General features: G+C 63.9%; 23 protein-coding genes and 1 tRNA gene. 19 read left to right on the top strand and 5 right to left on the bottom strand.

From position 1 onward, the window contains the following. The first annotated feature begins 156 nt into the window (after window positions 1–156). From AADV58_RS06805 to AADV58_RS06795, 3 genes are all read left to right on the top strand, one after another. Entirely contained in the window at window positions 157–411 is a 255-nt protein-coding gene (locus AADV58_RS06805) for a DUF4212 domain-containing protein (RefSeq protein WP_028996084.1), read from the top strand. A gap of 9 nt (window positions 412–420) precedes the next feature. After that, window positions 421–2,277, top strand: a complete 1,857-nt coding sequence (locus AADV58_RS06800) for a sodium:solute symporter family protein (protein WP_028996085.1) — start codon at window positions 421–423, stop codon at window positions 2,275–2,277. A 126-nt stretch (window positions 2,278–2,403) separates the two neighbouring features. After that, a complete protein-coding gene (locus tag AADV58_RS06795; protein ID WP_051295540.1) occupies window positions 2,404–2,811 on the top strand; it encodes a hypothetical protein in 408 nt (135 codons plus the stop codon). On the opposite strand, the gene AADV58_RS06790 is transcribed toward AADV58_RS06795, so the two are convergent. The 3 genes from AADV58_RS06790 to AADV58_RS06780 are packed head-to-tail and all read right to left on the bottom strand — an operon-like array spanning window position 2,765 to window position 4,309. Further along, window positions 2,765–3,256, bottom strand: coding sequence for a chorismate--pyruvate lyase family protein (locus AADV58_RS06790; RefSeq protein WP_341744391.1), 492 nt, complete (start codon window positions 3,254–3,256; stop codon window positions 2,765–2,767). The two genes, AADV58_RS06795 and AADV58_RS06790, sit on opposite strands and share 47 nt — an antisense overlap. Window positions 3,257–3,306: 50 nt before the next feature. Continuing rightward, entirely contained in the window at window positions 3,307–3,774 is a 468-nt protein-coding gene (locus AADV58_RS06785; protein WP_043421907.1) for a DUF192 domain-containing protein, read from the bottom strand. After that, on the bottom strand, window positions 3,758–4,309 hold the full coding sequence (locus AADV58_RS06780) for a pseudouridine synthase (protein ID WP_341744390.1): 552 nt from the start codon (window positions 4,307–4,309) through the stop codon (window positions 3,758–3,760). Before AADV58_RS06780 ends, AADV58_RS06785 begins: the two co-directional genes overlap by 17 nt. 115 nt (window positions 4,310–4,424) lie before the next feature. Here AADV58_RS06780 and AADV58_RS06775 point away from each other — a divergent pair, with 115 nt between their 5' ends. The 10 genes from AADV58_RS06775 to AADV58_RS06730 all read left to right on the top strand — a co-directional run bounded on the left by AADV58_RS06775 (window position 4,425) and on the right by AADV58_RS06730 (window position 14,387). Continuing rightward, a complete protein-coding gene (locus AADV58_RS06775) occupies window positions 4,425–6,716 on the top strand; it encodes an ABC transporter ATP-binding protein (protein ID WP_341744389.1) in 2,292 nt (763 codons plus the stop codon). A 10-nt stretch (window positions 6,717–6,726) separates the two neighbouring features. Continuing rightward, window positions 6,727–7,197: a DUF1854 domain-containing protein gene (locus AADV58_RS06770; RefSeq protein WP_028996089.1), complete on the top strand. Its 471-nt coding sequence runs from the start codon at window positions 6,727–6,729 to the stop codon at window positions 7,195–7,197. Between the two features lie 128 nt (window positions 7,198–7,325). Then, window positions 7,326–9,566 (top strand): cyanophycin synthetase, encoded by a 2,241-nt coding sequence (cphA, locus tag AADV58_RS06765; protein WP_341744388.1) that lies wholly within the window; start codon window positions 7,326–7,328, stop codon window positions 9,564–9,566. A gap of 21 nt (window positions 9,567–9,587) precedes the next feature. Further along, window positions 9,588–12,170 carry a cyanophycin synthetase gene (cphA, locus tag AADV58_RS06760; protein ID WP_341744387.1) on the top strand — a complete coding sequence of 861 codons (2,583 nt, stop codon included), beginning with the start codon at window positions 9,588–9,590 and terminating at the stop codon, window positions 12,168–12,170. Next, window positions 12,163–12,927 carry a uroporphyrinogen-III C-methyltransferase gene (gene cobA / locus AADV58_RS06755; protein ID WP_341744386.1) on the top strand — a complete coding sequence of 255 codons (765 nt, stop codon included), beginning with the start codon at window positions 12,163–12,165 and terminating at the stop codon, window positions 12,925–12,927. The genes cphA (AADV58_RS06760) and cobA overlap by 8 nt, the downstream gene beginning before the upstream one ends. Continuing rightward, on the top strand, window positions 12,924–13,325 hold the full coding sequence (locus tag AADV58_RS06750; protein WP_028996092.1) for a Rap1a/Tai family immunity protein: 402 nt from the start codon (window positions 12,924–12,926) through the stop codon (window positions 13,323–13,325). Before cobA ends, AADV58_RS06750 begins: the two co-directional genes overlap by 4 nt. A gap of 25 nt (window positions 13,326–13,350) precedes the next feature. Continuing rightward, window positions 13,351–13,435: transfer RNA gene (locus AADV58_RS06745), tRNA-Leu, on the top strand. Window positions 13,436–13,500: 65 nt separating this feature from the next. Next, a complete protein-coding gene (locus AADV58_RS06740; RefSeq protein WP_341744385.1) occupies window positions 13,501–13,644 on the top strand; it encodes a hypothetical protein in 144 nt (47 codons plus the stop codon). A 142-nt stretch (window positions 13,645–13,786) separates the two neighbouring features. Beyond that, window positions 13,787–14,065: a type II toxin-antitoxin system RelE/ParE family toxin gene (locus AADV58_RS06735; RefSeq protein ID WP_341744384.1), complete on the top strand. Its 279-nt coding sequence runs from the start codon at window positions 13,787–13,789 to the stop codon at window positions 14,063–14,065. Between the two features lie 10 nt (window positions 14,066–14,075). Next, on the top strand, window positions 14,076–14,387 hold the full coding sequence (locus AADV58_RS06730) for a HigA family addiction module antitoxin (RefSeq protein ID WP_028996094.1): 312 nt from the start codon (window positions 14,076–14,078) through the stop codon (window positions 14,385–14,387). 77 nt (window positions 14,388–14,464) lie between these two features. On the opposite strand, the gene AADV58_RS06725 is transcribed toward AADV58_RS06730, so the two are convergent. Together AADV58_RS06725 and AADV58_RS06720 are read right to left on the bottom strand one after the other, a co-directional pair. Further along, on the bottom strand, window positions 14,465–14,782 hold the full coding sequence (locus AADV58_RS06725; protein WP_051295542.1) for a hypothetical protein: 318 nt from the start codon (window positions 14,780–14,782) through the stop codon (window positions 14,465–14,467). Between the two features lie 3 nt (window positions 14,783–14,785). Continuing rightward, a complete protein-coding gene (locus AADV58_RS06720) occupies window positions 14,786–16,129 on the bottom strand; it encodes a hemolysin family protein (RefSeq protein ID WP_341744383.1) in 1,344 nt (447 codons plus the stop codon). A 231-nt stretch (window positions 16,130–16,360) separates the two neighbouring features. On the opposite strand from AADV58_RS06720, the gene AADV58_RS06715 reads away from it, so the two are divergent. The 6 genes from AADV58_RS06715 to secF are packed head-to-tail and all read left to right on the top strand — an operon-like array spanning window position 16,361 to window position 22,290. Further along, window positions 16,361–16,876 carry a TIGR00645 family protein gene (locus AADV58_RS06715; protein ID WP_028996097.1) on the top strand — a complete coding sequence of 172 codons (516 nt, stop codon included), beginning with the start codon at window positions 16,361–16,363 and terminating at the stop codon, window positions 16,874–16,876. Window positions 16,877–16,889: 13 nt separating this feature from the next. Continuing rightward, a complete protein-coding gene (gene queA, locus AADV58_RS06710) occupies window positions 16,890–17,936 on the top strand; it encodes a tRNA preQ1(34) S-adenosylmethionine ribosyltransferase-isomerase QueA (RefSeq protein ID WP_028996098.1) in 1,047 nt (348 codons plus the stop codon). After that, window positions 17,926–19,035: a tRNA guanosine(34) transglycosylase Tgt gene (tgt, locus tag AADV58_RS06705; protein ID WP_341744382.1), complete on the top strand. Its 1,110-nt coding sequence runs from the start codon at window positions 17,926–17,928 to the stop codon at window positions 19,033–19,035. Before queA ends, tgt begins: the two co-directional genes overlap by 11 nt. A 45-nt stretch (window positions 19,036–19,080) precedes the next feature. After that, window positions 19,081–19,404 (top strand): preprotein translocase subunit YajC, encoded by a 324-nt coding sequence (gene yajC / locus AADV58_RS06700; RefSeq protein WP_028996100.1) that lies wholly within the window; start codon window positions 19,081–19,083, stop codon window positions 19,402–19,404. A 48-nt stretch (window positions 19,405–19,452) separates the two neighbouring features. Next, the gene (gene secD / locus AADV58_RS06695; protein WP_341744381.1) at window positions 19,453–21,330 is read left to right on the top strand and encodes a protein translocase subunit SecD; all 1,878 of its coding nucleotides are present in this window, start codon (window positions 19,453–19,455) and stop codon (window positions 21,328–21,330) included. Window positions 21,331–21,342: 12 nt separating this feature from the next. Then, window positions 21,343–22,290, top strand: a complete 948-nt coding sequence (secF, locus tag AADV58_RS06690) for a protein translocase subunit SecF (protein WP_341744380.1) — start codon at window positions 21,343–21,345, stop codon at window positions 22,288–22,290. Window positions 22,291–22,413: the final 123 nt, after the last annotated feature.

Here is a 22,413-nt window from a genome sequence, read left to right as displayed (position 1 = left end):
AGACTCCCTTATTTCATGTCCGAAATATTTCATGCAACGAATTACGCTTTATCAAACGCCTGTCAGCAAACTGTAAGCTTGCCCACCCAAACTGCGGACCGTGGCGGTGCTGTGAAAGCGCAGCCCGTCCCTTTAAATTTTCTGGAGGAGATAACAATGGACGATCAAGGCAAGGCCTACTGGTCAGCCACGCTCGGTCTGCTGGGTAAGATCCTGGCGATCTGGTTCGTGTGCTCGTTCGGTGCCGGCATCCTATTTGCGCCCGCACTCAACGGCATTTCACTCGGGGGTTACCCGCTGGGCTTCTGGTTTGCTCACCAGGGCTCTATCTACATCTTCATTGCCTTGATTTTCTATTACGCCAAGGCAATGGGCGACCTCGACCGCAAGTTCGACGTGCACGAAGAATAAGGAGCCAGCATGGATCTGCAAACTATGACTTACCTGGTGGTCGGCGCATCTTTCGCGCTGTACATCGGGATCGCGATCTGGGCACGTGCCGGTAGCACGTCCGAGTTCTACGCTGCCGGCGGTAGCGTTCACCCTGTGACCAACGGTATGGCAACTGCCGCCGACTGGATGTCTGCCGCCTCGTTCATCTCGATGGCCGGTCTGATCTCCAACATGGGTTACGGCGGCGGCCTGTTCCTCATGGGCTGGACGGGTGGTTACGTTCTGCTGGCGATGCTGCTGGCGCCGTACCTCCGGAAGTTCGGCAAGTTCACGGTTCCCCAGTTCATCGGTGACCGTTTCTACTCGCAAACCGCTTCCACGGTGGCCGTGATCTGTCTGCTGACCGCGTCGATCACCTACATCATCGGTCAGATGACCGGTGTCGGTGTGGCCTTCTCCCGCTTCCTGGGCGTTTCCAGCGAAATGGGTATCTACATCGGTATGGGTATCGTGTTCGCCTACGCCGTGTTCGGCGGCATGAAGGGCATCACCTACACCCAGGTTGCCCAGTACATCGTGCTGATCCTGGCCTACACGGTTCCGGCTGTGTTCATCTCGCTGCAGCTGACCGGCAACCCGATCCCGCAACTGGGTCTGGGCGCCTCGATCAGCGGCACCGATATCTCCCTGCTGACCAAGCTTGACCAGGTTGTCACCGACCTCGGCTTCAACCAATACACGACCTCGATTCCGGGTTCCACCCTGAACATGTTCGTGTACACGATGTCGCTGATGATCGGCACTGCCGGTCTGCCGCACGTCATCATGCGGTTCTTCACGGTGGCCAAGGTTTCCGACGCCCGTTCGTCCGCTGGCTGGGCACTGGTCTTCATCGCCCTGCTGTACACGACCGCTCCGGCCGTTGCTGCCATGGCCAAGATGAACCTGCACGCCACGGTCAACTCCGCTGTTGGTCTGGAAACGGCTGCTGACGGTTCGATGAAGGTCAATGCCGAAACGATCAAGGCCCGCGGCGACGTATATGCCGAAGAAGCCTCCCTGGTCTACGAAAATCGTCCGGACTGGATGAAGCGTTGGGAAAAGACCGGCCTGTTGAAGTTCGAAGACAAGAACGGCGACGGTCGCATCCAGTACTACAACGACAAGACCAAGAACGCCGATGCCAAGGCCAAGGCCGAAGCTGCTGGCTGGAAGGGTAACGAGCTGACGGTCAACGCCGACATCATCGTGCTGGCCAATCCGGAAATCGCGCTGCTGCCGAACTGGGTTATCGCCCTGGTTGCTGCCGGTGGTCTGGCTGCCGCGCTGTCGACCGCTGCTGGTCTGCTGATGGCGATCTCCGCTGCTGTCTCGCATGACCTGGTCAAGGGTGTGTTCATGCCGAACATCTCCGAGCAAGGCGAACTGCGCGCCGGCAAGATCTCCATGGCGGTCGCCATCGTCATCGCCGGTTACCTCGGCCTCAACCCCCCGGGCTTCGCTGCCGGTACGGTTGCCCTGGCCTTCGGTATTGCCGCCTCCTCCCTGTTCCCCGCCATCATGATGGGTATCTTCTCCAAGAAGATGAACAAGGAAGGCGCCATCGCCGGCATGCTGGCTGGTCTGGCTGTCACCCTGATCTACGTGTTCGCTCACAAGGGTATCTTCTTCATCAAGGGCACCGAGTTCGTCGACGCAATCGGCGGCGCCAACAGCTTCTTCGGCATCACGCCGGAAGCCTTCGGTGCCATCGGCGCGCTGGTCAACTTCCTGGTGGCCTTCATCGTCGACAAGATGACCAAGGAACCGCCGGAGCACATCCAGGCCATGGTTGAAAACGTGCGTATCCCGCGCGGTGCCAAGGCTGTTGATGGCGCACACTAAGCAGTATTGAGGTAAGCTCTCCCGTCCGGACATCGGGCGGGAGATTCGAAACCCCGTAGGCGATGTCTGCGGGGTTTTTTATTGTCGGACCGGCCTGTTGCCGGCTCGTGAAGTACCGAGGTTCAAATGGCTTTCAATGTCCACATCGCAATGACCTGGATTCTTTTCCTGGCGCTTTTTCCCATCACCTTCTTCTGGTTGCGTCGGGCCTGGCGCATCGCCATCAACAAGGATTTCTCCGAAGTCGCGATCAAGCACGGCGAATCGCCACCCAATCCGGAGAAATGGGCGCCTTACGAGGCCGTGATCAACCTGGTTGCCGGCAGCATCACCGCCGCCACCATCGCTGGCGTACTGGCCGGTGAACTCGAATACGATACCTGGATGGCCCTTGCTGGCTCGACCATCTGGTGCAAGTTCTTCCTCAGCTTCGCGCTGAGCCGTCAGGCGCACCCGATGAACCTGCCTGGCTTCATGCAGCGCCGGATCAGTTTCCGCCCGCAGAAACCGCCACAGGACGGCGAAGAGAAGTAATCACCGGCAGGAAGACTTCGGTCACCAGCACGCTGCCGCTGCCCAGCACATGCCGTGAGCGCCGCGCCCAGAAGGCCGGCGCATCGCCGACCAAGGCAGCAACCCGCCGATGCAGCGGATGATGACGGTCGATCCGCAGGAATTCGATCGGCCCGCGCCGGAAACCCGGATGGGTAAATAACAGCGACCCCAGCGAACGGCCACCCAGATTTGCAAACCAGCGCCCCAGACGCCCGCTGCGCGTCTGCGACAGGACGCTGTGGGCAAAAATCACCGGCACGCCGTCGCACTCGAGCAACACCTCGCGCACCGGCAATTGCGCCCGCAATGCTTCGTCGGCCAGCGGCCGGCAGCGCCCCTGAAACACAACGCGCACCCGGAATTGCCGGCAATGACGCTGACAACGCGCAGTCAGCGAATCGGGCTCGGTCAGCCAGCGGCGCAAGCTCCCCACCGGCGCATGGGCGGGTAAGCGGGAAAACCAGCCTGGGCGCATCAACGCGGTGCCGGCGCGCGTTCCAGACCGCGCAGCTTGCTGCCCGGTGTGATACCGCGTTGCGCGAACCAGCCGCGATTCATTTCCAGCGCGTAACGCGCCGGCCGCCGGGCACAGTGGTTGTCCTCGCTGTGCGGCGTCATGTCCTCGATGTTGATGATCCGCCCTTCCTCGTCCAGGAAGGCGACCGACAGCGGGATAAAGGTGTTGCGCATCCACATGCAGTGCGTATTGGCCTGCGGAAAGACGAACAGCATGCCGCGCTGTGCCGGCATGGTCGGACGATGCATCAGGCCAACCTGACGATGCCGGTCCTGCGCCGCCACTTCGGCTTCGATGCGATGGAAGCCGGCGCTCAGTTCGATCACCGGCATGGCTTCCTGGGCCCAAGCCGTCAGATTCAGGCCAATGGCCAGCAGGGCCGCCAGGCCATGCCTGAGCAATCGCGATTCACGCACGCAGATCATTGATATTTCCTTCCATTAAACGCCATTCGCCCGGCGCCAGTCCGGCCACCGACAACTTGCCGACCGCCGCCCGGACCAGGCGCAGTACAGGATAACCGATGGCCGCGCCCATCCGCCGCACCTGGCGGTTCTTGCCTTCGGCGATGCGGATTTCAAGCCATGAAGTGGGAATCGCCGCCCGGTAACGGATCGGCGGATCGCGCAGCCACAGTCCGGGCGGCTCGTCGATACGACGCACCTGCGCCGGTTGCGCGGTGAAATCGGACAAGCGGATGCCGGCGCGCAGACGGTCAAGATCGGCTTCCGCCGGCTCGCCCTCGACCTGCGCCCAGTAGGTCTTGACCAGCTTGTGTTTGGGATCGGCGATACGCGCCTGCAGGCGCCCGTCGTCGGTGAGCAGCAACAGCCCCTCGCTGTCGGCGTCGAGGCGGCCGGCGACATAGACATCCTTCAGCGAAATGAACTCGCCGAGCCCCCGCCAGCGACCTTCCGGCGTAAACTGGCTGAGCACGCCGTAAGGCTTGTTGAAGATCACAATTTTCGCCACGTCGACCGGACAAATAACCAAAGTCGCGATTTTAAGGCAGGCGACGGTCAACCGTCCGCCCGCCGATACGTTAAAGCCCATTCCTCGCCCCTACGAGCCCTTGATGCAGCACGCCGAAATCTCCGTTCCCGTCGCCCCAGCGATATTGCCCGAACCCTGGGCGGCAACGATCGGAAGCCGAATCGCCCCCACCGAAACCCTGGCCGCCTGGCTGGAAACCGACCTCGATGGCCGCCTGCGCTTTGCCCGCGGCCTGATCGCCGTCACCGACCTGCACCTGATCGCCGTCGATGCCGACGGCCAGATTCGCGAATGGCCGCTCACCGCCGGCCTGCGCCTTGACCACCACGACCATGCCGGCGTCGGCACACTCGAACTGCTCGACGGCAATGGCCGCCTGGCCTGCTGGCGCTACACCCTGGCCAACAACCTGGCGGCGCTGCGCCTGATCGACGAATTCGACCTGCACCGCGACAGTCTGGTCTGCGGCCAGCCGCCGCAACGCCCGGAAGCCGAAAGCTGCCCGAAGTGCAAGACCCCGCTGCCGCCGGGCGCCGAGGAATGCCCGATCTGCAATCGCGAGGCGACGGTCGCCCCGTCGACCTGGACCTTGTTCCGCCTGTGGCGTTTCGCCCGGCCCTACCGCTGGCAGCTCTTCCTCGGCTTCGTGCTGACCCTGGCGTCGACCGCAGCGCAACTGGTGCCGCCCTACCTGACGATGCCGCTGATGGACAACGTGCTGATCCCGTTCCAGAACGGCCAGCCGATTGACTGGAACCTGGTCGGCATGTACCTCGGCGGCCTGCTCGGTGCGGCCATCGTCGCCTGGGGACTGGGCTGGATCCGCACCTACATCCTGTCGCTGGTCTCCGAGCGCATGGGCCGCGACCTGCGCACCCAGACCTACGACCACCTGCTCGGCCTGTCGCTCGAATATTTCGGCGGCAAGCGCACCGGCGACCTGATGGCGCGCATCGGCAACGAAACCGACCGCATCAACATCTTCCTCTCGCTCGACCTGCTCAACTTCGCCACCGACGTGCTGATGATCACGATGACCGCCGTCATCCTGTTCTCGATCAACCCCTGGTTGGCGCTGGTCACGCTGCTGCCGCTGCCGGTCATCGCCTGGCTGATCCACTTCGTCCGGGAGAAGCTGCGCACCGGCTTCGAGAAGATCGACCGCGTCTGGGCCGAAGTGACCAACGTGCTGGCCGACACCATCCCCGGCATCCGCGTGGTCAAGGCCTTCGCCCAGGAGAAGCGAGAAGGTGAGCGCTTCCGCGCCGCCAACGAGCACAACCTGCAGATGAACGACAAGCTCAACCGCACCTGGTCTCTGTTCACCCCGACGGTGACGCTGCTCACCGAGGTCGGCCTGCTCGTCGTCTGGGTCTTCGGCATCTGGCAGATCGCCCACGGCGATTCGACGGTGGGCACGCTGACCGCCTTCCTCGCCTACATCGGCCGCTTCTACACCCGCCTCGACTCGATGAGCCGCATCGTCTCGGCGACCCAGCGCGCCGCCTCGAGCACCAAGCGCATCTTCGACATCCTCGACCATGTTTCCAGCGTGCCCGAGCCGACCAACCCGGTGCATCTGGAAAAAGTCACCGGCCGCATCGAACTCAAGCAGGCCTGCTTCCGCTACGGCACCCGCGCCGTCACCAAGGACGTCGACCTGGTCATCGAACCGGGCGAGATGATCGGCCTGGTCGGCCATTCCGGCTCCGGCAAGTCGACGCTGGTGAACCTGATCTGCCGCTTCTACGACGTCACCGAGGGCCAGATGCTGATCGACGGCGTCGACGTGCGCTCGGTGCCGGTCGCCGAGTTCCGCAGCCACATCGGCCTGGTCCTGCAGGAGCCCTTCCTGTTCTTCGGCACCATCGCTGACAACATCGCCTACGGCAAGCCCGACGCGACGCGCGAGGAAATCGTCGCCGCCGCCCGCGCCGCCCACGCCCACGAATTCATCCTGCGCCTGCCGCACGGCTACGACTCGCTGGTCGGCGAACGCGGCCAGGGCCTGTCCGGCGGCGAGCGCCAGCGCATCTCGATTGCCCGGGCGCTGCTCATCGACCCAAAGATCCTGATCCTCGACGAAGCAACCTCTGCGGTCGATACCGAAACCGAGAAGGAAATCCAGAAGGCGCTCGACAACCTGGTCAAGGGTCGTACCACGATCGCCATCGCCCACCGCCTGAGCACGCTGAGGAAGGCCGACCGGCTGGTGGTCATGGACCGTGGCCGCATCGTCGAAGTCGGCAACCACGACGCGCTGATGGCCGCCGAAGGCCACTACCACAAGCTGTACATGGCACAACTCCGCAACGTCGACACCGAGGCGCCCGAACCGGCTGCCCCGGACCTGCCGAAAACCGCGACCGTCTGAGGAAACCGCGATGAGCCAGGCCAACTTCACGCTAACCCGCGACGCTTTCGGGCGACTGGTCTTTCAGGCCGAAAACGGCGACCGCCACGAGGCCGTCACCCCGGTCCGCGCCTTTCCGATCGCTGCCCCCGACGACGGCATCTCCATCCTCAGCGCCGAAGGCCACGAAATCGGCTGGGCCGACCGCCTCGCCGACCTGCCGGCGGCAACCCGCGCACTGATCGAGGAAGAACTGGCCAGCCGCGAATTCGTGCCCGAGATCGCCCAGCTGCTGTCGGTGTCCAGCTTCGCCTGCCCGAGCACCTGGCAGGTCCGCACCGACCGCGGCGACACCGCGCTGGTGCTCAAGGGCGAAGAGGACATCCGTCGCCTGTCGGCGACCCGGCTGCTGATCGCCGACGGCAACGGCATCCAGTACCTGGTGCGCGACCTCAGCCGGCTCGACCGGCACAGTCGCAAGCTGCTCGACCGCTTCCTCTAGTGGCGGCGAGGTAACGCCCGGTAGCAACGAGTAACACTTTCCGCAAACGGTCAGCCGCAGAACGGCAAAAACGTTAATAATCGCATTCGGACACAACGCATCCCACCCAGCCGGCAACAGCCCACCCCATGAAGAAACAAGACATCATCTTCCTGAAACAGTTTTCCCTGCGCGGACCCAGCATCTGGACCTATCCGCCCAGCCTGGAAACCTGGATCGACATCGGCGAACTCGAAGACCTGCCGTCGAACAAGATTCCCGGCCTCCATGAACGCCTCGCCGCCTGGCTGCCCGGGCTGGTCGAGCACCGCTGCAACTACGACGAGCGCGGCGGCTTCCTGCGCCGCCTGCAGGAGGGCACCTGGGCTGGCCATATCCTCGAGCACATCACGCTCGAATTGATGAGTCTGGCCGGCCTGCCCGACGGTTTCGGACGCACCCGCGAGACGACCACGCGCGGCGTCTACAAGCTGATCGTCAGCGACTTTCACGGCGAATGCACCCGCCTGGCGCTGGACACCGGCCGCGAACTGCTGCTTGCGGCGATCAACGACGAAGCTTTCGACCTCGACGCGGCGATCAAGGTATTGCGGCGCAGGGTCGACCGCAAGTACCTCGGCCCGTCGACCGCAGCCATCGTCAACGCTGCCGAGGCGCGCAAGATCCCGCACATCCGCCTGCTCGACGACGGCAATCTGGTTCAGCTCGGCTACGGTGCCGCGATGCGTCGCATCTGGACAGCCGAAACCGACGCCACCAGCGCCATCGCCGAGACCATCTCGCGTGACAAGGACCTGACCAAGGAACTGATTTCCTCGGTCGGCGTACCGGTCCCCGAAGGCCGCGAAGTCGATAGCGCCGACGATGCTGTCGACGCCGCCGAGGACATCGGCTACCCGGTCGTCGTCAAACCGACCGACGGCAACCACGGGCGCGGCGTCTTCATTGACCTGGTGACCCCGGAAGCGGTGCGCAAGGCCTACCCGATTGCCGCCGAGGAAGGCTCCGGCGTCCTCGTCGAACGCTCGATCCAGGGCATCGAGCACCGCCTGCTGGTGGTTGGCGGCAAGCTCGTCGCCGCCAATCGCAGCGACCTGATCACGGTCAGCGGCGACGGCAAATCCACCGTCCAGCAACTGATCGACAGCCAGATCAACATCGACCCGCGCCGTGGCGAAACCGAACTTCACCCGCTCTCGATCATCCGCATCGACACAGCCGCCAAGATCGAACTCGAACGCCAGGGTCTGACCGGCGACAGCATCCCGGCCGCCGACCGCGAAGTGCTGATCCAGCGCAACGCCAACCACGCCTTCGACTGCACCGACGACGTCCATCCCGAGACCGCCGCCGTCGCCGCGCTGGCCGCCCGCGTCGTCGGCCTCGACATCGCCGGCATCGACCTGGTCTGCCAGGATGTTTCGAAACCGCTCGCCGAACAAGGCGGCGCCATCGTCGAGGTCAACGCCGGCCCCAGCCTGCTGATGCACATCAAGCCTGGCATCGGCAAACCGCGCCCGGTCGGCCAGGCGATCGTCGACAACCTGTTCGCCGAGAGCGAAAGCGGCCGCGTCCCGATCGTCGGCATTTCCGGCTCGCGCGGCAAGACGCCGGTCGCCCGCCTGGTCGCCCACATGCTCCACCTGTCCGGCAAGCAGGTCGGCCTGGCCTGTAGCGACGGCCTCTACCTCGGCCGCCGCCAGGTACAGAAAAACGATGCCGCCAACTGGACCGGCGGTCGCCGGCTGCTGCTCAACCGCGCCGTCGAGGCAGCGGTGATCGAGAACGGCGGCAAGGTCATCCTCGGCGAAGGTCTGGCCTATGATCGCTGCTCGGTCGGCGTCGTCACCAATGTGCTGCCGGCGGTCGAAGACCTGTCGCAATGGGACATTCAGCCGACCGGCGGCGAGTACTACACGACCTGGCGCTCGACTTACCGCACCCAGGTCGACGTCGTCCTCAAGTCCGGCTACGCCGTGCTCAACGCCTGTGACCCGCAAGCCGCCGACTTCGCCGAACTGTGCGACGGCGAGGTCATCCTGTTCGCCACCGATCCCGACTGTCCGGCGCTCGACGCCCACCTGCAGGCGGGCAAGCGTGGTGTTTACGTCAGCGAGAGCCGGATCTACCTCGGCACCGGCCAGGACGAAATCCGTCTGTGCCGGCTCGGCGACGTACCGGCGATCGGCAAGGCCAAGCGCCCGGAAACCATCGCCAACGTGCTCGCCGCCGTTGCCGCCGGCTGGGCGCTCGGCCTGACCCAGGACGTCATCGTCACCGGCATCAAGACCTACGGCCTCGAACTGGCCGACCCTTTCGCCCTGCTGCCCCGCCGCGCCCGCAAGCCCGCCGGCGCCGGCCGTAACTAACGCTCGGAACACAAGATCACCATGGACGTTTCCCGTATCCGTGCCCTGCGCGGCCCCAACCTGTGGAGCCGCCACACCGCCATCCAGGCCATCGTCACCTGTACCGGTGCCGAGTGCGCCATCGCCGACCTGCCCGGTTTCGAGGCGCGCCTGCGTGCCCGCTTCCCGGAACTGGCCGAACTGATTCCGACCGACCATCTCGATACTGTCTCGATGGCCCATGCCCTCGAATTCGCCGCCCTCGGCCTGCAGGCGCAGGCGGGTTGCCCGGTCACCTTCAGCCGCACCGCCAAGACCGTCGACCCGGGCGTCTACCAGGTGGTCGTCGAATACACCGAGGAAGACGTCGGCCGGCTCGCTTTCGAACGTGCCGAACAGTTGTGTCAGGCAGCACTCGACGACACGCCCTTCGATCTCGACGGAACGCTCAAGGAATTGCGCGACCTCGACGAGGACATCCGCCTCGGCCCCTCGACCGGGGCCATCGTCGCCGCCGCCCAGGCCCGCGGCATTCCCTACCGCCGCCTGACCCAGGGCAGCCTGGTGCAGTTCGGCTGGGGCAGCAAGCAAAAGCGCATCCAGGCGGCCGAAACCAGCCACACCAGCGCCATCGCCGAGGCCATCGCACAGGACAAGGAGCTGACCAAGCAATTGCTGCACGCCGCCGGCGTCGCCGTGCCGACCGGCCGCCCGGTCGACGACGAGGACGATGCCTGGCAGGCCGCGCAGGAAATCGGCCTGCCGGTCGTGGTCAAGCCGCAGGACGGCAACCAGGGCAAGGGCATCTCGGTGAACCTGACGACCGAGCAACAGGTACGCCACGCTTACCGGGTCGCCGTCGGTTTCTTCGACGACATCATGGTCGAAAAGTACCTGCCGGGCCACGACTGGCGCCTGCTGGTCATCGGCGACAAACTGATCGCCGCCGCCCGCCGCGATCCGCCGCTGGTCGTCGGCGACGGCACGCACACCGTCCGCGAGCTGGTGGACATCGTCAACAGCGATCCGCGTCGCTCCGACGGCCACGCCACCTCGCTGACCAAGATCCGCTTCGATGAAATCGCGCTGGCCCGCCTCGCCGAGCAGGGCTACAACGCCGACTCCATCCCGGAACGCGGGGTCCGCGTCGTGCTGCGCAACAACGCCAACCTGTCCACCGGCGGCACCGCTACCGACGTCACCGACGACGTTCATCCCGAGCTCGCCGCCGCCGCCGTTGCCGCCGCGCAAACGGTCGGGCTCGACATCGCCGGCATCGACGTCGTCTGCGACACCATGTTGAAGCCGCTGGAAGATCAGGGTGGCGGTATCGTCGAAGTCAATGCCGCCCCCGGCCTGCGCATGCACCTCGACCCGTCGTTCGGCAAGGGCCGGCCAGTCGGCGAGGCCATCGTCGGCATGATGTATCCCGATGGCGATAACGGGCGTATTCCCGTCGTCGCGGTCACCGGCACCAACGGCAAGACCACAACCAGCCGCCTGATCGGCCGCATCTTCGAGGAAAACGGCCTGCGCGTCGGCATGACCAGCACCGACGGCATCTACGTGCAGAACCGGCGTATCGATACCGGCGACTGCTCCGGTCCGCGCAGCGCCCGCAACGTCCTCGCCCATCCCGATGTCGATGCCGCCGTGCTCGAAACCGCGCGCGGTGGCCTGCTGCGCGAGGGCCTCGGCTTCGACATGTGCGACGTTGCCGTGGTCACCAATCTGGGCCTGGGCGATCACCTCGGCCTCAACTACATCACCACCGTACACGACCTGGCGGTGATCAAGCGCGTCATCGTCCAGAACGTTGCCCCCAGCGGCACCGCCGTCCTCAATGCGGCCGACCCGGTGGTGGCCGCCATGGCCCAGCACTGCCCGGGTCAGGTCACCTTCTTCGCCCTCGATCCGGCAACCCCGGTCCTGGCCGCCCATCGCGCGCAGGGCAAGCGCGTTCTCTACGTGGACCAGGGCGACATCGTCTGCGGCGAAGGTCGGCGCAAGCACCGCATCCCGCTGGCACGCGTGCCGCTGACCCGCAACGGCAGCATCGGTTTCCAGGTCGAAAACGTGATGGCCGCCATCGCCACCGCCTGGGCGCTCGGCTATAACTGGGCGAAGATCGAACAGGCCGTCGGCGGATTCGTCAGCGATGCCTCCACGGCACCGGGCCGCTTCAATGTCTTCGACTATCGCGGCGCCACCCTGATTGCCGATTACGGTCACAACCCGGACGCCATGCTGGCGCTGGTCAAGGCCGTCGAAGCCATGCCGGCCAAACGCCGGGCAGTCGTCATCAGCGGCGCCGGCGACCGGCGTGACGAGGATATCCGGCAGCAGACGGAAATCCTCGGCCCGGCCTTCGACGACGTCATTCTCTACCAGGATGCCTGCCAGCGCGGTCGCGCCGACGGCGAAGTCATCGCGCTGCTGCGCAGCGGCCTGGCCAACGCTCCCCGCGTCAGCCGGATCGACGAGATCACCGGCGAATTCCTCGCCATCGACACGGCACTCGCCCGCCTGCAAGCCGGCGACTTGTGCCTGATCCTGATCGATCAGGTTGAGGAAGCACTGGCGCACATCACCCGGCGTATTGCAGAATGCCGGGCTGATGACTGAAAACACGATACTCACCACCGGCAAGGTCTGGCTGGTCGGCGCCGGCCCCGGCGACCCCGACCTGCTGACGCTCAAGGCCGCCCGCCTGATCGGCAGCGCCGACGCCATCGTCTACGACCACCTGGTCGGCGAAGGCGTACGCGCGCTCTTTCCGGCCTCGGCCCGCCAGGTCTATGTCGGCAAGAAGGCAGCGAAACACACGCTCAAACAGGAAGAAATCAACCAGCTTCTGGTCGATCTGGCCCGCCAAGGCTTGGCCGTGGTCCGGCTCAAGGGTGGCGATCCCTTCATCTTCGGTCGCGGCGGTGAAGAACTGGAAGTCCTGCACGCCGCCGGCATCGCTTTCGAGGTCGTCCCCGGCGTCACCGCCGCCGCTGGCTGCGCCGCCTACGCGGGCTTTCCGCTGACGCATCGCGATCACGCCCAGTCGGTGACCTTCGTCACCGGTCACCTGAAGGATCACAGTATCGATCTCGACTGGCCGGCGCTGGCGCGTCCGGGCCAAACCGTCGTCTTCTACATGGGCGTTGGCGGCGCCCCGGAAATCTGCCGGCAGATGATCGCCCACGGCCTGCCGGCCAGCACGCCGGCCGCCATCATCCGCCGCGGCACCCTGCCCGATCAGCAAACCCTGCTGTCCACGCTCGACCAGCTACCGCAACGCATCGTCGAGGCTGGCATCAAGCCGCCCGCGCTGATAGTGGTCGGCAGCGTCGTCGGCCTCCACGACACCCTTTCCTGGTTCGAATCCCGATGATCAGACTGCTCATCCTCTGCGCCGCGCTGTTTGCCGGCCACGCCCACGCCTACACCGCCCAGGAAATGCTGGAGGACTGTCGCAGCGCGGAACGCCTTTACGCCGGCGAGAAAAATACCGACCCCTTCTTCGCCATCCGCAGCAACCGCTGCATTTCCTACGTCGCCGGCTTCGCCGACGGCTACGCGGTCAGCGACTTTCTCGCCGAAAGGATCGGCGTCCGCATCAACGCTTTCTGCCTGCCCAACGACGCCGACCTCTCGTTGCGCCTGGTCCGTGCCGTCGTCATCCACGTCGAACGCGTACCGCCCGACACCACGGTGACCACCGCTACCCTGGTCGCCGGTGCCCTGGCCAAAGCCTTCCCCTGCCCGGAAGTGCTTGAACCAAAGAAGTGATTCGGGGATAATCCGCGCTCCATTCGCCCCGATGGCGGAATCGGTAGACGCAGCGGATTCAAAATCCGCCGCCGAAAGGCGTGCCAGTTCGAGTCTGGCTCGGGGCACCATCTGACAAGGCCTAGCGGCCGTTGGGACATTTTTTCAATCCGAAGCGGATTTGGAGGATGTCCAAATGCAGAATGGTTTCAAAACGCCCGAAACAGTCGCGGAAATCGCGGCGGTTTTCCTGTCGTTCACTCCGGTGCGCGACCGTATGTACAAACCCCGCCTGCAGTATTGGGGGATCGCCTGGGCGCAACGCCCCTGGCTGACTTAACGCCTGAAGACGTCGACCGCGTCCTGGCCGAACTCGAAACAACCCCAAGCAACAGCGGCAAGGCCCGAATCGGGGAACGCCCTACCAGGCTTGCCCTGCCTCAATCAATTGCAACCCGATACGCTACGCTATACAATCAATCATGATTAAAAGTTTTCAGCACAAGGGGCTCGAGGCTTTTTTCGAGACCGGCAGCAAGGCAGGCATCCAGCCGCACCACGCGGCACGACTATCGCGCCAGCTGATCCGCCTTGATGCAGCGAAGACCCCGGAATACATGAACGTGCCCGGATGGAAATTCCACGGCCTGCTCGGCAATCTGGCCGGGTACTACGCGGTTACGGTGAATGGCAACTGGCGCCTGACCTTCACCTTCGAGGATGGCGACGCCATTCTGGTCAATTACCAGGACTATCACTGAGAGGTAGAAGATGAGTCGAATGTTCAACCCCCCGCACCCCGGCGAAACGCTGCGGGAAGACGTACTGCCAGCCCTGGGGCTAACCGTCACCGATGCTGCCGTGCAGCTGGGCGTCACCCGTGCCGCCCTTTCCCGTGTGCTGAACGGTAGGGCGGCGATTTCCCCGAACATGGCACTGCGCATCGAGGGATGGCTTGGCGTCGAGAACGGCGGCAGCGCCGATGCCTGGCTGGCGCAGCAAACCGCATACGACCTTTGGCAGGCAAGATCGGCAGGCCTGCCGAACGTGCAGCGTGCGGCTGTTCAGAGTAATGCCACCTAACCAAACGTCTGCACTCACTAGCCGGCAACTTGCCGGCTTTTTTGCGTCTACAAGCGTCTGGAAAATATCTGCCGGACCTAAACCAGCAAGGTCATGCCGAACCAGCCGGTACCGATCACGCGGAACAGTGCAGGCGCGTGCACATGCCGCCACAGGCTGGCCAGCAGGAAGATGTTGTAGGGCACCAGCACGGCGTGCAGCAGCAGCCAGACCGAACCGTCCCAGCCCTTGGCCAGCAGGATCAGCGACACCAGCGCCAGCGCGGCATTGAGCAGCGTTGCCACGCCCAGCATGTCCCAGTAGAACAGACGGCGGTGCGACACCTGGCCGTGCCAGCGCGCCCGAAAGAAATGGATCGGGGCGAAGGCCGTCACCGCCGGGGAAGTGTCCCGCATCGTTCAGTCCTGCGAGCGTGCCGTGGGGGCTTCGGCCGCCGACATCTCGAGCGGACCGCCCAGTTCATCGGGCAAACGTGCCGCCAGTACCTTGTCGATGCGCTTGCCGTCCAGATCGACGACCTCGAACGACCAGCCCTCCCAGCAAGCCTTGTCGCCGGTCACCGGCAGGCGCCCGAGCAACAGCATCACCATGCCGGAAAGCGTGTGGTAGCGCCCCTTCTCTTCTTCCGGCACGGTTTTCATGCTCAGCGTGTCCTTCAGTTCCAGCAGGGGAATCAGGCCGTCGAGCAGCCAGGAGCCATCGTCGCGCTGGATCGCCCAGGCATCCTCCTTGTTTTTCGGGACGAACTCACCGGTCACCGACTCGACCAGATCCTGCAGCGTCACCATGCCCTGGATCTCGCCGTATTCATCAACCACGAACACCACCTGGGTGCCCGAAGAGCGGAACTGTTCGAGCAATTCCATCCCGGTCAGCGATTCCGGCACATAGACGGCGGGCTGCAGTTTTTCGCTGAGGCTGGCCTCGCTGCCGCGCAAGGTCTTGCCGAGCAGCTGGCGCGCGTTGAGCACGCCGAGGATGTTATCCAGACCACCGCGGCATACCGGAAAGCGAGCGTGTTCCGACTCGGTGATCACCGCCAGGTTCTGCTCCATGGTGTTCTCGACATCGAGCCAGACAATATCCGAACGCGGCACCATCAATGAGGAGATTTGCCGTTCGTCGAGGCGGAATACGTTGCGCACCATGGCGTGTTCGTTCTTTTCGATGACCCCGGCCTCGGAACCCTCGACCAGCATGGCGTGGATTTCCTCTTCGGTCACGCTCGGCCCCTTGGTTTCACGCTGTCCCATCAACCCCAGCAGGAGCATGGTCGAACTCGACAGCAAGCGGACGAAGGGCCGGGAGATCATGGCCAGCAGGTTCATCGGACGGGCGACCAGGCGAGCAATCCCCTCTGGATTGATCTGGCCGATCCGCTTGGGCACCAGTTCGCCGACCACAATGGAGACATAGGTGATGACCAGGACCACGAGTACCGTAGCACCAATCTCGCTAGCCCCCTGCTCGACGCCGAAGGATTGCAGCCACAGGGCCAGCGGCCCGGCCAGCGCGGCCTCACCGACGATACCGTTGAGGATGCCGATCGAGGTAATACCGATCTGTATCGTGGACAGGAAGCGATTGGGATCGTCGCCCAGCTTGATCGCAACGGCGGCAGCGCCGTCGCCCCCTTCGGCCAGTTTGGCCAGACGTGCCCGGCGGGCGGTGACCAGGGCAATTTCGGACATGGCGAAAGCGCCATTGAGGAGAATCAGGGCGAGCAGTAGGAATATTTCCATGGTCAAGCCCGGCAACCGGGCTTTCGTTGTTGTTGAGGAGGGCGATATTGCCTCAGACAATACCCCATTGTCACTTCGGAAAAACCGGACAATAAACGCGAAATCACCAAGCCGCCGGCCATCTCCCGGCGCCCGGTCCGCAGCCTAGGCCATCGCCGCACTTCAATCGACTGGATTTCTCGGTTGCCGCACTGCACAATATGCCGCCTCCCACTCGCGGACCACACACCCATGAAATCCCTCGAACACAAACTCGAACTTCTGATGTTCAACAGCCGCTGGCTGCTGGCGCCCTTCTACCTGGGGCTGATCTTCGCGATCGTCATTCTGCTGATCAAGTTCGTCAAGGAATTCATCAGCTTCGCCCCGACCGTGCTGACCGCCGAAGGCAGCGACGTGATCATCGGCATCCTGACCCTGATCGACGTGGTGATGATCGCCAACCTGCTGATCATCATCATCTTTGCCGGTTACGAGAATTTCGTCTCCAAGATCAACACCGGCGATACTGAAGACCGGCCGAGCTGGATGGGCCACGTCGGGTTTGCCGATCTGAAGATGAAACTGATCGGCTCGATCGTCGCCATTTCCGGGATCGAACTGCTCAAGGCCTTCATGCATGTCGAGAACTACACCAACGACCAGCTTGCCTGGAAGGTCGGCCTGCACATGACTTTTGTCGTCTCCGGCGTCCTTTTCGCGGTCATGGACAAGCTCGGCGGCAAGCACCACAGCAGCGACGAATGATTCCGGGATGAGCATGACGTACACCGTTGATGACTTCGACTTTCATCTCCCCCCCGAACTGATTGCCCAGCACCCGGCTGCGGAACGTACCGGCAGCCGATTGCTGCACGTTGCCGGCAGCCAGCACGCGGACCGTCGCTTTGCCGACCTGCCCGATCTGCTGCGCACCGGTGACCTGCTGGTGTTCAACGACACCAAGGTGATCAAGGCGCGCTTCTTCGGCATCAAGGAAACCGGCGGTCAGGTCGAGATCATGCTTGAGCGCATCGTCGATGCGAAACACGCGATCTGCCAGATCCGCGCCAGCAAGGCGCCCAAGCCCGGCTGCCTGCTGCGCCTGGCCGATGCCTTCACGGTCCGCATGACCGGCCGTACCGGCAAGGAAGACGACCTGTTCGCGCTCGAACTGCTGGACCACGACGATTTCTGGGCGGTGGCCGAGCAATACGGCGCCCTGCCCCTGCCGCCCTACATCGAGCATCCGGCCGAATCTGCCGACGAATCGCGCTACCAGACGGTTTATGCCCGCGAACCGGGCGCCGTCGCTGCGCCGACCGCCGGCCTGCACTTCGACGAGGCCATGCTCGAAACGCTACGCGCCCGGGGTATCGGGACCGCCTTCGTCACCCTGCACGTCGGCGCCGGCACCTATCGGCCGGTGCGCGTCGAGAAAATCGCCGATCACCGCATGCACAGCGAACGCTACGAAGTGACGCCGGAAACCGCTGCCGCCATCGCCGCGACGCGCGCCGCCGGCGGACGCGTCATCGCCGTCGGCACGACCAGCCTGCGCACCCTCGAATCGGCCGGCCAGGCCGATGGCACGGTCGTCGCCGGCAGCGGTGAAACCGAGATTTTCATCACCCCCGGCTACCGCTTCCAGGTGGTCGACCGGCTGATCACCAACTTCCACCTGCCGAAATCGACACTGATGATGCTCGTCTCGGCCTTCGCCGGTTACGACGCGATCCGCGCTGCCTACGCGCACGCGGTCAGCGAACGTTACCGCTTCTTCAGCTATGGCGACGCCATGCTCCTGGAACGCTCCGATGCAGTTTGAACTCCTCAAGACCGACGGCGCCGCCCGCCGCGGCACCCTGACCCTGGCTCACGGCGTCGTCCAGACGCCTGTTTTCATGCCGGTCGGCACCTACGGCACGGTCAAGGCGATGACGCCGCAGAGCCTCAACGACATCGGCGCGCAGATCTGTCTGGGCAACACCTTCCACCTGTGGCTGCGCCCGGGGCTTGAAGTGGTCAAGGCGCATAACGGCCTGCACGACTTCATGAACTGGCACAAGCCGATCCTGACTGACTCCGGCGGCTTCCAGGTGTTCTCGCTCGGGGCGCTGCGCAAGATCAGCGAGGAAGGCGTCAAGTTCAGCTCGCCGCACGACGGCGCCAAGCTCTTCCTGTCGCCGGAAATCTCGATGCAGATCCAGAGGGTGCTCAATTCCGACATCGTCATGATCTTCGACGAGTGCACGCCCTACCCGGCCAGCCGCGAAGAAGCAGCCAAGTCGATGCGCATGTCGATGCGCTGGGCCAAACGCTCGCGCGACGAGCACGACCAACTGGAAAACACCAACGCCCTGTTCGGCATCGTCCAGGGCGGCATGTACGAAGACCTGCGCGACGAGTCGGTGGCCGGCCTGTGCGACATCGGCTTCGACGGCATGGCCATCGGCGGCCTGTCGGTCGGCGAACCCAAGGAAGACATGGCGCGCATCCTGGCGCACACGGCGCCGCGCCTGCCAACGCACAAACCGCGCTACCTGATGGGCGTCGGCACGCCGGAAGACCTGGTCTTTTCGGTCAAGCACGGCATCGACATGTTCGACTGCGTGATGCCGACCCGCAACGCGCGCAACGGCCACCTGTTCACCCGCTTCGGCGACGTCAAGATCAAGAACGCCCGCTACCGCGCCGACACCGGCCCGCTCGACCCATCGTGCACCTGCTACACCTGCACCAACTTCACGCGCAGCTACCTGCACCACCTCTTCCGCAACGGCGAAATCCTCGGTGGCATGCTCAACACCATCCACAACCTGCATTTTTACCAAACCATCATGGCCGAAATGCGCGCTGCCATCGAATCGGAAAAACTGGACGAATGGTCAGCCGCCTTTGCCCGCGACCGAACGTCCGGCCAGTGATAGAATCCCCCGTTCTGAATTTTTTGTTATCCGGAGACCTTCCCAATGATTAGTCTTGCCCACGCCCAGACCGCTGGCGCCGCCGACCCGACTGGCGGCTTCATGCAACTGCTGCCGATGATCCTGATGTTCGTCGTGCTGTGGTTCCTGATGATCCGCCCGCAGATGAAGAAGGCCAAGGAGCACAAGCAGCTGATCGCTGCACTGCAGAAGGGCGACGAAGTGGTTACCGGCGGCGGCCTGGTCGGTCGCATCACCAAGGTCGATGAAAACTACGTCACCGTGGAAATCGCCGAAGGTACGGAAGTCATCGTCCAGAAGCCCGCCGTGGCCATCGCCCTGCCCAAGGGTACGCTGAAGTCGCTGTAATCCATCCCGAAGGGCGGCTACGGCCGCCTTTTTCGCTTCAAAGCCGCCATGAATCGTTATCCTCTCTGGAAGTACGTCACCGTCGCCATTGCGCTGGTCTTCGGCTTCATCTACACCCTGCCCAATTTCTTCGGCGAATCGCCGGCCGTCCAGGTCTCCAGCGCCAAGGTCACGCTCAAGGTCGATGCGACCACCCTGGCCCGCGTCGAAGAAGTCCTCCAGGCCGCCGGCATCGGCCATGACGGAATCCAGCTCGACAATGTCGGCGTCAAGGCCCGTTTCAAGGACACCGACACCCAGTTGAAGGCCAAGGACGCCATCGAGCGCGCCTTCAACCCGGACAGCAGCGACCCGCAGTACGTCATCGCCTTGAACCTGCTGACTGCCTCGCCGCAATGGCTGACCTCGCTCAACGCGCTGCCGATGTACCTCGGTCTCGACCTGCGCGGCGGCGTACACTTCCTGCTCCAGGTCGACATGCCCGGCGCACTGCAGAAGCGCCTCGACTCGACTGCGGCCGACCTGCGCAGCCTGCTGCGCGACAAGAACATCCGCCACGCCGGCATCAACCGCGAAGGCGACCGCATCGTCATCAAGTTCCGCGACGCCGAAACCCGCGAACGCGCCAGCAAGACGCTGGCCGACAACAGCAACGACCTGACGCTGGCCGAAGCCGGCCAGGGCGACGACCTGCGCCTGCTGGCCACGCTCAAGCCGGAAGCTGAAAAGAAGATCGCCGAATTCGCGATCAAGCAGAACATCAACACCCTGCACAACCGGATCAACGAACTCGGCGTTGCCGAACCGGTGATCCAGCAGCAGGGCGCCGACCGCATCGTCGTCCAGCTACCGGGCGTGCAGGACACGGCCAAGGCCAAGGACATCCTCGGCCGTACCGCGACCCTGGAAATCCGCATGGTCGACGACAGCCCCGGTGCGCTCGAAGCCGGCCTGGCCGGCAACATCCCCTTCGGCACCGAGCTGTACACCGAACGCGGCGGCTCGCCGCTGCTGGTCAAGAAGCAGGTCGTCCTCACCGGCGACCGCCTGACCGACGCCCAACCCGGCTTCGACGGTCAGACCAACGAACCGGCCGTGCACCTGACGCTGGATTCGGCGGGTGCCCGCATCTTCAAGGACATCACCCGCGACAACGTCGGCAAGCGCATGGCCATCCTGCTGATCGAAAAGGGTAAAGGCGAAGTCGTTACCGCCCCGGTCATCCGCACCGAAATCGGTGGCGGTCGCGTGCAGATTTCCGGCCGCATGACCACCTCCGAGGCCAACGACGTCGCCCTGCTGCTGCGCGCCGGCTCGCTGGCGGCACCGATGGACATCGTCGAAGAACGCACCATCGGCCCGTCGCTCGGTAAGGAAAACATCGAACGCGGCTTCAACGCCACACTGTGGGGCTTCGTCGCCATCGCCGTGTTCATGATCGCCTACTACCAGGTCGTCGGTCTGGTCTCGGTGATTGCCCTGGCCACCAACCTGTTGCTGCTGGTTGCCCTGCTCTCCTTGCTGCAGGCCACGCTGACGCTGCCCGGTATCGCCGCCATCGCGCTGACGCTGGGTATGGCCATCGACGCCAACGTGCTGATCAACGAACGCATCCGCGAAGAACTGCGCAACGGCATGCCACCGCAAGCGGCACTGTCGGAAGGTTACGAGCGCGCTTTCGGCACCATTCTCGACTCCAACATCACCACGCTGATCGCCGGCCTGGCCCTGCTCATCTTCGGCTCCGGCCCGGTGCGCGGCTTCGCCGTGGTCCATTGCCTGGGCATTCTGACCTCGATCTTCTCCGCCGTGGTCGTTTCGCGCGCCATGATCAACCTGATCTACGGCCGCCAGAAGAAGCTCACCAAGATCGCCATCGGCAATGTCTGGAAACCCGGCACGGCAACCGCCGACGGTCAGAAATAAGGGAACACGGACATGGAATTCTTCCGTATCAAGAAGGACATCCCCTTCATGCGCCACGCGCTGGTATTCAACGTCATTTCGTTGATCACCTTTGTCCTGGCAGTTTTCTTCCTGGCCACCAAGGGCCTGCACCTGTCCGTCGAATTCACCGGCGGCACGCTGATCGAAGTCAAATACCAGCAAGCTGCGGATCTTGAAAAGATTCGCGGCGCGCTGGGCAAGAACGGCTTCAACGACTACACGGTGCAGAACTTCGGTTCGTCCCAGGACGTCATGATCCGCCTGCCGCTGCGCGACGCCGCCGACAGCGCCCAGCAGGGTGACCGCGTGATGCAGGCGCTGACCGTGGATGCACCGGGTGCCAGCCTGCAACGTGTCGAATACGTTGGCCCGCAGGTCGGTCGCGAACTCGCCGAAAACGGCGCCCTGGCGCTGCTGGTGGTGATCATCGGCATCATGATCTACCTCGCCTTCCGCTTCGAATGGCGTTTCGCGCTGTCGGCGATCATCGCCAACATGCACGACGTGATCATCATCCTCGGCTTTTTCGCCGCCTTCCAGTGGGAATTCTCGCTGTCGGTGCTGGCCGCCGTACTGGCCGTGCTCGGCTACTCGGTCAACGAGTCGGTGGTCGTCTTCGACCGCGTCCGCGAAACCTTCAAGAAGGTCCGCGGCATGACCACGCCGCAGGTCCTCGACCGCGCCATCACCAGCACGATCAGCCGGACGATCATCACCCACGGTTCTACCCAGGTCATGGTTCTGTCGATGCTGATCTTCGGCGGCGAGACCCTGTATTACTTCTCGCTGGCGCTGACCATCGGCATCCTGTTCGGCATTTACTCGTCGGTGCTGGTCGCCAGCCCGCTGGTCATGTGGCTCGGTGTCTCGCGCGAGCAGTTCGTCAAACCGAAGAAGGCCGCCGCCGAAGGCGTGGCTGACGACGGGGCGTGCGTCTGAGGCGCTGAGCGCCCAGGGAATTACCGACCCGGTCTGCGGTTTTCGCAGACCGGGTTTTTGTTTTTTGGGGCACAAAAAAAACGCCCCGGAATCGCTTCCGGGGCGGTGAAGTTACTACAGAGA

This window comes from Azonexus hydrophilus (assembly GCF_038368255.1).
Lineage (GTDB): Bacteria > Pseudomonadota > Gammaproteobacteria > Burkholderiales > Rhodocyclaceae > Azonexus > Azonexus hydrophilus.
This window is presented reverse-complemented; position numbering and strand designations above follow the sequence as displayed.